The organism is Streptomyces sp. NPDC007157 (assembly GCF_040634235.1).
Classification (GTDB): Bacteria; Actinomycetota; Actinomycetes; order Streptomycetales; family Streptomycetaceae; genus Streptomyces.
In genome coordinates this window covers 183,178-196,447 of sequence record NZ_JBEYFE010000006.1, presented here as the reverse complement: position 1 = coordinate 196,447, position 13,270 = coordinate 183,178, and the positions used below count along the sequence as shown (strand labels likewise).

Sequence of the window (13,270 nt, the reverse complement as noted above, 5' to 3'; positions counted from 1 at the left end):
CGGCGGAGAGCCGCACGGCGACGGGGTTGGGCGGCAATGGGGTTATACGGCCGCCCCAGGGGCAGATGCAGATGCCACCGGCCCCCCTTGCCGTTGCCGGCCCCCTTGCTGTTGCCGGTCCCGCTTGCCGTTACCGGTTCCGCTCCCTCTGGCCCCGCGCCCCAGCGGGTACGCCGCCTCCGGACACTCGGCAGCCCCGCCCTGTCAGCCCATCCGTCCTGTCAGTCCATCCGGCCGGTGCGACCCATCCGCCCGGTCCGACCGGTCCCGCCCATCCGGCCGGTCCGCTGGCCCACCGGCCCCGTCGGGGTTGTCCACAGGCTCGTCGCGGTGTCGGTGCGCGCCAGTAGGGTGTGAGACATGGCCGACCCCTCCAGCTACCGCCCCAAGCCGGGACAGATCCCGGACTCTCCCGGGGTGTACAGGTTCCGCGACGAGCACCGCCGGGTGATCTACGTCGGAAAGGCGAAGAGCCTGCGCCAGCGCCTGGCGAACTACTTCCAGGACCTGGCGGGCCTGCACCCCCGCACCCGGACGATGGTCACCACTGCCGCGTCCGTGGAGTGGACCGTGGTGTCCACGGAGGTCGAGGCGCTTCAGCTGGAGTACTCCTGGATCAAGGAGTACGACCCCCGGTTCAACGTCAAGTACCGCGATGACAAGAGCTACCCGTACCTCGCGGTGACGATGAACGAGGAGTTCCCGCGCGTCCAGGTGATGCGCGGTCACAAGAAGAAGGGCGTCCGCTACTTCGGGCCCTACGGCCACGCGTGGGCGATCCGGGACACCGTCGACCTGCTGCTGCGCGTGTTCCCGGTGCGCACCTGCTCCGCCGGGGTGTTCAAGAACGCCACCCGCACCGGCCGCCCCTGCCTGCTCGGCTACATCGGCAAGTGCTCCGCCCCCTGCGTCGACCGGATCTCCCCGGAGGACCACCGCGACCTGGCCGAGGAGTTCTGCGACTTCATGGCCGGCCGCACCGGCACCTACCTCCGCCGTCTGGAGAAGCAGATGATGGAGGCCGCCGAGGAGATGGAGTACGAGCGGGCCGCCCGCCTGCGCGACGACATCGAGGCCCTGAAGAAGGCCATGGAGAAGAGCGCGGTCGTGCTCGCCGACGCGACCGACGCCGACCTGATCGCGGTCGCCGAGGACGAGCTGGAGGCGGCCCTCCAGATCTTCCACGTGCGCGGCGGGCGGGTGCGCGGTCAGCGCGGCTGGGTGACGGACAAGGTGGAGGACGTCACGACCGGAGCGCTGGTCGAGCACGCCCTCCAGCAGCTCTACGGCGAGGAGACCGGGGACGCCGTCCCCAAGGAGGTGCTGGTCCCGGCCCTGCCCGAGCCGGTCGAGCCGGTCCAGGAATGGCTCACCGGCCGCCGCGGGTCGAACGTCTCGCTGCGCATCCCGCAGCGCGGCGACAAGAAGGCCCTGATGGAGACCGTGCAGCGCAACGCCCAGCAGGCGCTCGCCCTGCACAAGACGAAGCGCGCCTCCGACCTCACCACCCGTTCCCGGGCCCTGGAGGAGATCGCCGACGCCCTGGACCTGGACAGCGCTCCGCTGCGCATCGAGTGCTACGACATCTCGCACCTCCAGGGCGACGACGTCGTGGCCTCCATGGTCGTCTTCGAGGACGGTCTGCAGCGCAAGAGCGAGTACCGCCGCTTCCAGATCAAGGGCTTCGCCGGCCAGGACGACGTGCGCTCCATGCACGAGGTGATCACCCGCCGCTTCCGGCGCTACCTCGCCGAGAAGGAGCGGACCGGCGAGTGGGCGGAGGAGAACGGCACGGATAGCCCCGTCCCGGACGCCGATGCGCCCTCGGACGCCGATGCGCGTACAGACGCCGGCGCGCTCACAGCCTTCGGCACACCCGCGCCTTCCGGCGGCGCACCCTCACCTACCGGCGGCACACCCACAGCCGCCTCCGGCGCACCCCTGGCCGTCAGTGCGCCCCCGGCCGCCGGTCCCCCCACGACCGCCAGCACCTCCCCGGCCGCCGATGCCGACGCCGCTGCTACCGACGCTGCCGCTGCCGTCGGCGGCGACGGCGACAACGGCCCGATCAACGGATTCAAGGACGACGACGGCCGGCCCAGGAAGTTCGCCTACCCGCCGCAGCTCGTGGTCGTCGACGGTGGCCAGCCCCAGGTCGCGGCGGCCAAGCGGGCGCTCGACGAGCTGGGCATCGACGACATCGCCGTCTGCGGTCTCGCCAAGCGCCTCGAAGAGGTCTGGCTGCCCGAGGACGACGACCCCGTGGTCCTGCCCCGCACCAGTGAGGGTCTCTACCTGCTCCAGCGCGTCCGTGACGAGGCGCACCGCTTCGCCATCACCTACCAGCGCACCAAGCGTGCCAAGCGTTTCCGCTCCGGCCCGCTGGACGACGTTCCGGGCCTCGGCGAGACCCGCAAACAGGCGTTGATCAAGCATTTCGGCTCGGTGAAGAAGCTGCGGTCCGCCACAATCGAGCAGATCCAAGAGGTGCCGGGGATAGGTCGCAAGACGGCCGAGACCATCGCCGTGGCCCTCGCCCAGGCGGCCCCGGCCGCGCCTGCCGTGAACACGGCGACCGGAGAGATCATGGATGACAGGGAAGACGAGGCGCCCGAGACGACGGCGGACGCCTCGGGGGAGCCCGTACCCGCGGGTGCCCCGGACGATCGGGGGCAGGAGAGATGACCGAGCGCGACGCACAGCCCACAGCCCGGCGAGATCCGGCGTTCAGCGAAACACAGGGCCCGCCCAAGGAATCGCACAATGAGGCGAGCCAGGATCAGCCGCAGCAGACGGAAGCGGAAGCGGTCCAGGAAAACGGAGCAGAAGTGAGTACCGATGCCACTCCGGCCGGGGTGCCCGAGGCGGCCATCCCCGAGCTGGTGATCATCTCGGGCATGTCGGGGGCGGGCCGTTCGACGGCGGCCAAGTGTCTGGAGGACCTCGGCTGGTTCGTCGTGGACAACCTCCCGCCGGCCCTCATCCCCACCATGGTCGAGCTGGGCGCCCGCTCCCAGGGCAACGTGGCCCGGATCGCGGTCGTCGTCGACGTGCGCGGCCGGCGCTTCTTCGACAACCTGCGCGAGTCCCTCGCCGATCTCGACAGCCGGGGCGTCACCCGCCGGATCGTCTTCCTGGAGTCCTCGGACGACGCGCTGGTCCGCCGCTTCGAGTCGGTGCGGCGCCCGCACCCCCTGCAGGGCGACGGCCGGATCGTGGACGGCATCGCCGCCGAGCGCGAGCTGCTGCGCGAGCTGCGCGGCGACGCCGACCTGGTGATCGACACCTCCAGCCTGAACGTGCACGAGCTGCGCGCCAAGATGGACGCCCAGTTCGCCGGCGAGGAGGAGCCCGAGCTGCGGGCCACCGTGATGTCGTTCGGCTTCAAGTACGGCCTGCCGGTCGACGCAGACCTGGTCGCCGACATGCGGTTCCTGCCCAACCCGCACTGGGTGCCGGAGCTGCGCCCGTACACCGGCCTCAACGAGGAGGTGTCGGCGTACGTCTTCAACCAGCCGGGCGCGAAGGAGTTCCTCGACCGGTACGCCGAGCTGCTGCGCCTGATCGCGACCGGGTACCGGCGCGAGGGCAAGCGTTATGTGACCATCGCCATCGGCTGCACGGGCGGCAAGCACCGCTCGGTCGCCGTCTCCGAGAAACTCGCCGCCCGTCTGGCCGCCGAGGGAGTGGAGACCGTAGTCGTGCACCGAGACATGGGGCGCGAGTGACCGGACGCTCTCCACGGCTGAGCAGGCTGCGCCGGGTCGTACCCGAGTCCCGTTCGGGCCGTCCCGTCGAGGCCCGCGGCGCCCGCCCGCGCCGGCGCGGTACCCAGCCCAAGGTGGTCGCCCTGGGCGGCGGCATGGGTCTGTCCGCCTCGCTCGCCGCGCTGCGCCGGATCACCGGCGACCTCACCGCCGTCGTCACCGTGGCCGACGACGGCGGCTCCAGCGGGCGCCTTCGTGACGAACTCGGTGTGCTTCCTCCGGGTGATCTACGCAAGGCCCTCGCCGCGCTGTGCGGTGACGACGACTGGGGCCAGACCTGGGCCCGGGTCATCCAGCACCGCTTCCAGTCCAAGGGCGACCTGCACGAGCACGCGGTCGGCAATCTGCTGATCGTCGCCCTGTGGGAACAGCTCGGCGACCACGTCCAGGCCCTGGACCTGGTCGGCAAGCTGCTCGGCGCGCACGGGCGGGTGCTGCCCATGTCCGCCGTGCCGCTGGAGCTGCAGGCCCTGGTCAAGGGGCATGATCCGGAGCGGCCGGAGGAGGTGGACATCGTCCGGGGGCAGGCCACGGTGGCGCTGACGCCCGGTGAGGTGCAGTCCGTGCACCTGGTGCCGCACGACCCGCCGGCGGTGCCGGAGGCCGTCGCGGCGGTCCTGGACGCGGACTGGGTGGTCCTGGGTCCCGGGTCCTGGTTCTCCTCGGTGATCCCGCACCTGCTGGTCCCCGATCTCCTCGACGCGCTCACCGAGACCAAGGCCCGCAAGGTGCTGTCGCTGAACCTCGCACCGCAGCCGGGTGAAACCGAAGGCTTCTCCCCGCAGCGTCATTTGGAGGTTTTGGGCCGACACGCCCCTAAACTCGCCCTGGACGTGGTGCTGGCCGACGAGGCCGCCGTGCCCGACCGCGACTCGCTCACCGAAGCCGCCAAGCGGCTGGGAGCCGCGGTCGAGCTGGGCCCCGTGGCCCGGACCGACGGATCACCCCGGCATGATCCGGAGCTGTTGGCCGCCGCGTACGACCGTATTTTTCGGATGCATGGAAGGATCGGCCCATGGCGATGACGGCAGCGGTGAAGGACGAGATCTCCCGGCTACCCGTCACCCGGACCTGCTGCCGGAAGGCCGAGGTCTCCGCCATTCTGCGGTTCGCGGGCGGCCTCCACCTGGTGAGCGGGCGCATTGTGATCGAGGCGGAGCTGGACACCGCGATGGCGGCCCGGCGCCTCAAGCGGGACATCCTGGAGATCTTCGGACACAGCTCCGAGCTGATCGTGATGGCACCCGGCGGGCTGCGCCGCGGCTCGCGCTATGTGGTGCGCGTGGTCGCGGGTGGCGATCAGCTGGCCCGCCAGACCGGGCTCGTGGACGGGCGGGGCCGCCCGATCCGGGGCCTGCCTCCGCAGGTGGTCTCCGGGGCGACCTGCGACGCGGAGGCGGCCTGGCGCGGCGCCTTCCTGGCGCACGGCTCGCTGACCGAGCCCGGCCGCTCGTCCTCCCTGGAGGTGACCTGCCCCGGCCCGGAGGCCGCGCTCGCCCTGGTCGGGGCGGCCCGTCGGCTGTCCATCGCGGCGAAGGCCCGTGAGGTGCGCGGGGTGGACCGGGTGGTCGTCCGGGACGGTGACGCGATCGGCGCGCTGCTGACCCGGCTCGGCGCGCACGAGTCCGTGCTGGCCTGGGAGGAGCGCCGGATGCGCCGCGAGGTGCGGGCCACCGCGAACCGCCTCGCCAACTTCGACGACGCCAACCTGCGCCGTTCGGCGCGCGCGGCCGTCGCCGCCGGTGCCCGGGTCCAGCGGGCCCTGGAGATCCTCGCCGACGAGGTGCCCGAGCACCTCGCTGCGGCCGGCCGGCTGCGGATGGAGCACAAGCAGGCCTCCCTGGAGGAACTGGGCGCGCTCGCCGATCCGCCGCTCACCAAGGACGCCGTCGCGGGCCGGATCCGCCGCCTGCTGGCGATGGCCGACAAGCGCGCGTCCGACCTGGGCATCCCGGGCACCGAGGCCAACCTCAGTGAGGAGATGGCCGACAACCTCGCAGGCTGAGTCACCGTCAGCACACCGGTGCCGACGACCGCTTCGGGCGTCGGCACCGGTGTTTGCGTCTCTTTTAGGCCACCGTGAACTGTCCGTGAGGCGCCCTTGACTCGATCATGGAGTGTCATGAGCCTGGCAGGGGTTCGCCGCCGTGGCGGACCACTGCTAGGGGGGTTCATGAGACACAGAGCGAGATCGATCCTCGCTGTCGGCGCGCTCCTGATCGGCGGAGCCGCACTCGCGCCCATGGCCCAGGCGCAGACCGGGGGTTCGGCGAAGCCCGACCCCGACGAGGTCAAGGTGTTCCACGCCGACGTCACGAAGAAGCAGATTCCCCTGCTGCTCAAGGCCGGCCAGGACGGCCGTGAACTCGGCGACCAGGTCACCGGATCCGGCAAGACCGAAGTCGAGGTCTATCTCACCGACGGGCAGGCCCGGACCCTGGAGAAGCAGGGTGTCGACCTCACCGAGCACACGCTGTCGGCCAGGGCGCAGACGCGGGTCGCGGACGCCTCCCAGGGCGTGTTCCGCCCGTACAGCGGCAGCGGCGGGCTCAAGGAGGAGATCCTGCGGACCGCGCAGGCCAACCCCGGCCTCACCAAGGTCGAGTCCATCGGCAAGACGCTGAACGGCCAGGACATCCTCGCGCTCAAACTGACCAAGGGCGCGAAGAGCTCCAAGGACGGTTCCAAGCCCGCCGTGCTCTACGTGTCCAACCAGCACGCGCGCGAGTGGATCACGCCGGAGATGACCCGCCGGCTGATGCACTACTACCTGGACAACTACGGCACCGACAAGCGCATCAAGAAGATCGTCGACTCGACCGAGCTGTGGTTCGTGCCGTCCGCCAATCCCGACGGTTACGACTACACCTTCCAGAACTCCGACACCCGCCTGTGGCGCAAGAACCTGCGGGACGTCAACGGCGACGGTGTCATCAGCACGGGTGACGGCGTCGACCTCAACCGCAACTTCGGTTACAAGTGGGGCTACGACGACGAGGGCTCGTCCCCCAACCCCACCAGCGAGACCTACCGCGGCGCGAGCCCCGAGTCCGAGCCCGAGACCAAGGCGCTGGACGTCTTCGAGAAGCGCGTCGGATTCACGTACGGCATCAACTACCACTCCGCCGCCGAACTCCTCCTCTACGGCGTCGGCTGGCAGGTGGCCACCCCGACCCCGGACGACGTCCTCTACAAGGCGCTGGCCGGCACCCCGGACAACCCGGCGATCCCCGGCTACCACTCGCAGGTCTCCTCGGAGCTGTACACCACCAACGGCGAGGCGGACGGCCACGCGTCGAACGTCAACGGCATGGCGATGTTCACCCCCGAGATGTCGACCTGTCAGACGGCCTCGGACATCGACCCGAACGACGCCTGGAACGCCGCCGACTGCCAGTCGGTCTTCAACTTCCCGGACGACGAGAAGCTGATCCAGGACGAGTTCGAGAAGAACATCCCCTTCGCGCTCTCGGTCGCCGAGACCGCCGTCCACCCCGACCAGCCGGTCTCCTCGGTCGGCCTGAGCGCCGCCGACTTCACCCCGTCGACGTTCTCCACGTCGTACTCGCGCGGCGCCGACCAGGAGGTCTCCGTCGTCGTCCGCAAGGCGATCCGCGACAAGGAGCTCAAGTACCGCGTCAACGGCGGCCGCACGCTGGACAGGGCGCTCAAGCGCTGGAAGGGCGGCGAGACCTACGGCGGTGACGACAACCTCTACTTCGACGAGTACCGGGCCAAGGTGAAGGACGGCGACCCGGGCGACAAGGTCGAGGTGTGGTTCACCGGGGAGACGAAGAGCGGCAAGAAGGTCTCCAGCTCGCACTTCACGTACACCGTCGCCGAGCGGCCCAAGGCGGACACCCTGGTGGTCGCCGAGGAGGGCGCCAAGGCCACCCAGGCGCAGACCTACGTAGACGCGCTGAAGGCGGCCGGGCACAAGGCGGTCGTCTGGGACGTCGCCACCCAGGGCGCGCCCGACGCGCTCGGCGTGCTGGGGCACTTCAGGACCGTCGTCCACTACTCCGGCACCGCGGGTCCCGGCAACGACACCCAGCTCCAGCTGCGCGCCTACCTCAACGAGGGCGGCAAGCTGATCGAGGCGGGCGAACTGGCCGGCGGCAGCGTGAACCTCGGCGACGGCACCCCGTCGAACGACTTCAGCCAGTACTACCTCGGCGCCTACTCCCGTACGTCGACGCCCGGAGCCACCGGCTTCACCGGCTCCGGCGCGCTGGACGGCTCCGGCGGTGCCCTCAGCGGCACCTCCGCCAACCCGCTCGACAAGGCCGGGACCTACGCCGTCACCTCCGACGAGCTCTCGACCGACACCTACCCGCAGTTCGCCAGCGCGGGCGCCGGCCAGTTCGCCGGGACCGTCAACCCGTACGGGCCCTACTCGGGGTCGTACATGGCCGCCGCGGTCCACACGGACGACGCCTACAAGCGCCTCACCCGCACCATCGACCTCACCGGCGTCACCGCGGCCGACCAGCCGGCCCTGAGCGCCAAGCTGCTCTGGGACACCGAGCCCGGCTACGACCACGCGGTGGTCGAGGCGCACGTCGTGGGCTCCGACGACTGGACGACCCTGCCCGAGGCGGGCGGTGCCACCAGCGACGCCGTGCCGAGCGAGTGCGGGGCCGGGTTCCTGATCGCCGAGCACCCGTGGCTCAAGCACTATCTGACCATCACCGGCAACCAGTGCACCGCGAGCGGCACCAGCGGCTCCTGGCACAGCTTCACCGGCAGCTCCGCGGGCTGGCAGTCCGTGAAGTTCGACCTGAGCGCCTACGCCGGGCGGACCGTCGAGGTCTCCATCGGCTACATCACCGACCCGAGCACCGGCGGACACGGTGTCCTCGTCGACGACGCCTCGCTCCTGACCGGCTCCACGGCCACCGAGACCGAGGGCTTCGAAACCTCCCTCGGCCCCTGGAGCGTCGGCGGACCGCCGGCGGGCAGTCCGGCCGTCCTCAAGGACTGGGAGCGCACCGGAGCCCTGTTCAGGACGTACGGAGCCGTCACCACCGACCGCACCGTGCTGCTCGGTTTCGGCCTGGAACAGATCACCGCGGCCGCCGATCGTGCCGCTCTGGTGAAGAAGGCGTTCACGGCACTCGACAACTGACGGCGACGCCACTCGACATGTGAGCCGACCCGCTCACGAACGAGTGACAACGGGCTGAAACACGGTCGACATTCCGTGGCAGAACGGCGTGATACGACCCCCGATCCGGGGCGGTCCGTACCCCTACTGGCGGGTACGGACCGCCTCGCCGTGTATGAGGCATCTGGATGTCACCTCGGGAGCCTCAGGGAGGTAGGGTCGTGGGTGGTCGGGGACATCCCAAATACAGCTCGCCGGCACCGCATGGCCGGCGTACCAACGAGGAGATCGGTTCGTGACGATCCGCGTAGGCATCAACGGCTTCGGTCGTATTGGTCGCAACTACTTCCGCGCTCTGCTGGAGCAGGGTGCTGACATCGAGATCGTGGCTGTCAACGACCTGGGTGACACCGCGACCACCGCCCACCTGCTCAAGTACGACACGATCCTTGGGCGTCTCAAGGCCGAGGTCTCGCACACCGCCGACACCATCACGGTCGACGGTCACACCATCAAGGTCCTGTCCGAGCGCAACCCCTCCGACATCCCGTGGGGCGAGCTGGGCGTCGACATCGTCATCGAGTCGACCGGCATCTTCACCAAGAAGGAAGACGCCGCCAAGCACATCGCCGGTGGTGCGAAGAAGGTCCTCATCTCGGCTCCGGCCAAGGACGAGGACATCACCATCGTGATGGGCGTCAACCAGGACAAGTACGACCCGGCGAACCACCACGTCATCTCCAACGCCTCCTGCACCACCAACTGTGTGGCGCCGATGGCGAAGGTCCTCGACGAGAACTTCGGCATCGTCAAGGGCCTGATGACGACGGTGCACGCGTACACGAACGACCAGCGGATCCTGGACTTCCCGCACAAGGACCTGCGTCGCGCGCGTGCCGCCGCCGAGAACATCATCCCGACCACCACCGGTGCCGCCAAGGCCACCGCGCTGGTCCTCCCGCAGCTCAAGGGCAAGCTCGACGGCATCGCGATGCGCGTCCCGGTCCCGACCGGCTCGGCCACCGACCTGGTCGTGACGCTGCAGCGCGAGGTCACCAAGGACGAGGTCAACGCCGCGTTCAAGAAGGCCTCCGAGGACGGCGACCTGAGCGGCTACCTGGCCTACACCGAGGACGAGATCGTCTCCTCGGACATCGTCGGCGACCCGGCCTCCTGCACCTTCGACTCCTCCCTGACCATGGTCCAGGAGGGCAACACGGTGAAGATCCTCGGCTGGTACGACAACGAGTGGGGCTACTCCAACCGCCTCGTCGACCTCACGGTCTTCGTCGGCAACCAGCTCTGATCGGCCGAGCAGGCACCTCGATGCGGTAGCAGGGCTCGGGCAGCGCACGGTCGCGCCGCCCGAGCCCTGACGCACGTAAGGATCGCCCCGGCGTCTACGGTTCGATCAGCCCTCGTACGATCAAGAGCCCTCCTGTAGGAGTCCCCAAACCATGAAGACGATCGACGAACTCCTCGCCGAAGGGGTCGACGGCAAGCGGGTCTTCGTCCGCGCCGACCTCAACGTGCCGATGTCCGACGGCCTCATCACCGACGACGGCCGTATCCGCGCCGTCCTGCCCACCGTCAAGGCCCTGGCCGACGCGGGCGCCAAGGTGGTCGTCGCCTCCCACCTGGGCCGTCCCAAGGGCGCCCCGGACCCCAAGTTCTCCCTGCTCCAGGCCGCCGAGCGGCTCGCCGAACTCCTCGGCGCCCCGGTCGCCTTCGCCCAGGACACCGTCGGCCCCGCCGCCCACGACGCGGTGAACGGCCTGCAGCCCGGCCAGGTCGCGGTCATCGAGAACCTGCGCTTCAACGCCGGCGAGACCGCCAAGGACGACACCGAACGCGGTGAGTTCGCCGACCAGCTGGCCGCCCTCGCGGACGTCTACGTCGGCGACGGCTTCGGCGCCGTGCACCGCAAGCACGCCTCCGTCTACGACCTCCCGGCCCGGCTGCCGCACTACGCCGGCTACCTGATCGCCACCGAGGTCGGCGTCCTGAAGAAGCTCACCGAGGACGTCAAGCGCCCCTACGTGGTGGTGCTCGGCGGCGCCAAGGTCTCCGACAAGCTCGCCGTCATCGACGAACTGCTCGGCAAGGCCGACCGCATTCTCGTCGGCGGCGGCATGGTCTACACCTTCCTCAAGGCCAAGGGGTACGAGGTCGGCAGCTCCCTTCTCCAGGAGGACCAGCTCGACACCGTCACCGAGTACCTGGAGCGCGCCGAGAAGACCGGCGTGGAGATCGTCCTGCCCGTCGACACGCTGGTCGCGCCCGCGTTCCCGGACCTGTCGGGCAAGGCTCCGTCCCACCCCGCCACGGTCGCCGCGGACGCCATGCCGGTCGGCCAGATGGGCCTGGACATCGGCCCGGAGACGGCCAAGCTGTACGCCTCGAAGCTCGCCGACGCCGCCACCGTCTTCTGGAACGGCCCGATGGGCGTCTTCGAGCACCCCGACTACGCCGCGGGCACCCGGGCGGTCGCCCAGGCTCTCGTCGAGTCCAAGGGCTTCACCGTCGTCGGCGGCGGTGACTCCGCAGCCGCCGTGCGCATCCTCGGCTTCGACGAGAACGCGTTCGGACACATCTCGACCGGTGGCGGCGCCTCCCTCGAATACCTCGAGGGCAAGACGCTCCCCGGCCTCGCCGCACTGGAGGACTGACCTACATGGCTGAATCTGTTTCTTCTGGGCGCACGCCGATCATGGCGGGCAACTGGAAGATGAACCTCAACCACCTCGAGGCCATCGCGCACGTCCAGAAGCTCGCCTTCGCCCTGGCCGACAAGGACTACGAGGCCGTCGAGGTCGCCGTCCTGCCGCCCTTCACCGACCTGCGTTCCGTGCAGACCCTGGTCGACGGCGACAAGCTCAAGATCAAGTACGGCGCCCAGGACATCTCGGCGCACGACTCCGGCGCCTACACCGGTGAGATCTCCGGCCCGATGCTGACCAAGCTGAAGTGCACGTACGTGGTCATCGGCCACTCCGAGCGCCGGCAGTACCACGCCGAGACCGACGAGATCGTGAACGCCAAGGTCAAGACCGCCTACAAGCACGGTCTGACCCCGATCCTGTGCGTCGGCGAGGAGCTGGAGGTCCGCGAGGCGGGCAACCACGTCTCCCACACCCTCGCCCAGGTCGAGGGCGGTCTGAAGGACGTCCCGGCCGAGCAGGCCGAGTCGGTCGTGATCGCCTACGAGCCCGTCTGGGCCATCGGCACCGGCAAGGTCTGCGGTTCCGGGGACGCCCAGGAGGTCTGCGCAGCGATCCGCGGCAAGGTCGCCGAGTTGTACGGCCAGGAGCTGGCCGACCGGGTCCGCATCCAGTACGGCGGCTCCGTCAAGGCCGGCAACGTGGCCGAGATCATGGCGCAGGCCGACATCGACGGCGCGCTGGTCGGCGGCGCCTCGCTGGACGCCGACGAATTCGTCAAGATCGTGCGCTTCCGCGACCAGTGAGCAGAACTGCGAGTAGGCGGTAGCGGCGATCCGTCGTACCCTTGCGGGGCCGAAACTGTTATGAGGAGCCCGTTCCGGGCTTCGACGCCGGTTCCGGCCCCGCAGTCCATCCGTATCCGAGGAAGTTGGTCCAGCCGTGGTTTTGGGGTTCTCGATCGCCCTGATCGTCTTCAGCCTGCTGCTGATGCTGCTGGTGCTGATGCACAAGGGCAAGGGCGGCGGCCTCTCCGACATGTTCGGTGGCGGCATGCAGTCCTCCGTCGGCGGCTCCTCGGTCGCCGAGCGGAACCTGGACCGGATCACCGTGGTGATCGGTTTGCTGTGGTTCGCGAGCATCATCGTCCTCGGCATGCTGATGAAGACGAACAGCTGATCCGCGACTCGCACACACGCACAATCCGCACGTAAGGCCCCATGTTCGGTACGCGCACCTGAGCGCGGCCTATCATGGGGCTTGCGTCTAGGTGCGGGGGCGGTAACTCCCAACACTGGACGCGCGTTGGGCCTTACGTAGACTGAGGCGCTCGCAACGAAGCGACACGCCGACTCGCTTCGCGGCACCATCACGCAGGGAGTTACGACCGTGGCAAGTGGCAACGCGATCCGAGGTAGCCGGGTCGGGGCGGGGCCGATGGGCGAGGCCGAGCGCGGCGAGTCCGCGCCGCGTCTGCGCATCTCCTTCTGGTGCTCCAACGGGCACGAGACGCAGCCGAGCTTCGCCAGCGACGCGCAGGTGCCCGAGACCTGGGACTGCCCGCGCTGTGGCTTCCCGGCCGGTCAGGACCGGGACAACCCGCCGGACCCGCCGCGCACCGAGCCGTACAAGACGCACCTCGCGTATGTACGGGAGCGGCGCAGCGACGCGGACGGCGAGGCGATCCTCGCCGAGGCGCTCGCCAAACTGCGGGGCGAGATCTAGGAGTTGAGGCC

At 69.7% G+C, this 13,270-nt stretch carries 10 protein-coding genes; all 10 read left to right on the top strand.

The genetic code is table 11. The annotated features are described in order from the left end of the window. Positions 1–360: 360 nt before the first annotated feature. The 10 genes from uvrC (at position 361) to ABZ642_RS13300 (ending at position 13,259) form a co-directional block, all read left to right on the top strand. Complete coding sequence (gene uvrC / locus ABZ642_RS13345; protein ID WP_360481853.1) at positions 361–2,685, top strand: excinuclease ABC subunit UvrC; 2,325 nt, start codon at positions 361–363, stop codon at positions 2,683–2,685. Next, positions 2,682–3,728: an RNase adapter RapZ gene (gene rapZ, locus ABZ642_RS13340; RefSeq protein ID WP_360481850.1), complete on the top strand. Its 1,047-nt coding sequence runs from the start codon at positions 2,682–2,684 to the stop codon at positions 3,726–3,728. The genes uvrC and rapZ overlap by 4 nt, the downstream gene beginning before the upstream one ends. Continuing rightward, positions 3,725–4,792, top strand: coding sequence for a uridine diphosphate-N-acetylglucosamine-binding protein YvcK (gene yvcK / locus ABZ642_RS13335; RefSeq protein ID WP_360481847.1), 1,068 nt, complete (start codon positions 3,725–3,727; stop codon positions 4,790–4,792). The genes rapZ and yvcK overlap by 4 nt, the downstream gene beginning before the upstream one ends. After that, the gene (gene whiA / locus ABZ642_RS13330) at positions 4,783–5,772 is read left to right on the top strand and encodes a DNA-binding protein WhiA (RefSeq protein ID WP_360481844.1); all 990 of its coding nucleotides are present in this window, start codon (positions 4,783–4,785) and stop codon (positions 5,770–5,772) included. The genes yvcK and whiA overlap by 10 nt, the downstream gene beginning before the upstream one ends. A gap of 168 nt (positions 5,773–5,940) precedes the next feature. Further along, positions 5,941–8,895: a M14 family zinc carboxypeptidase gene (locus ABZ642_RS13325; protein WP_360481841.1), complete on the top strand. Its 2,955-nt coding sequence runs from the start codon at positions 5,941–5,943 to the stop codon at positions 8,893–8,895. Between the two features lie 274 nt (positions 8,896–9,169). After that, the gene (gap, locus tag ABZ642_RS13320) at positions 9,170–10,180 is read left to right on the top strand and encodes a type I glyceraldehyde-3-phosphate dehydrogenase (protein WP_351694911.1); all 1,011 of its coding nucleotides are present in this window, start codon (positions 9,170–9,172) and stop codon (positions 10,178–10,180) included. A gap of 151 nt (positions 10,181–10,331) precedes the next feature. Continuing rightward, entirely contained in the window at positions 10,332–11,543 is a 1,212-nt protein-coding gene (locus ABZ642_RS13315) for a phosphoglycerate kinase (protein WP_360481838.1), read from the top strand. A 41-nt stretch (positions 11,544–11,584) separates the two neighbouring features. Then, positions 11,585–12,340, top strand: a complete 756-nt coding sequence (gene tpiA, locus ABZ642_RS13310) for a triose-phosphate isomerase (protein WP_360482472.1) — start codon at positions 11,585–11,587, stop codon at positions 12,338–12,340. Between the two features lie 142 nt (positions 12,341–12,482). Then, positions 12,483–12,713: a preprotein translocase subunit SecG gene (gene secG, locus ABZ642_RS13305; RefSeq protein WP_207920894.1), complete on the top strand. Its 231-nt coding sequence runs from the start codon at positions 12,483–12,485 to the stop codon at positions 12,711–12,713. A gap of 210 nt (positions 12,714–12,923) precedes the next feature. Next, complete coding sequence (locus ABZ642_RS13300) at positions 12,924–13,259, top strand: RNA polymerase-binding protein RbpA (protein WP_003976875.1); 336 nt, start codon at positions 12,924–12,926, stop codon at positions 13,257–13,259. Positions 13,260–13,270 lie beyond the last annotated feature (11 nt).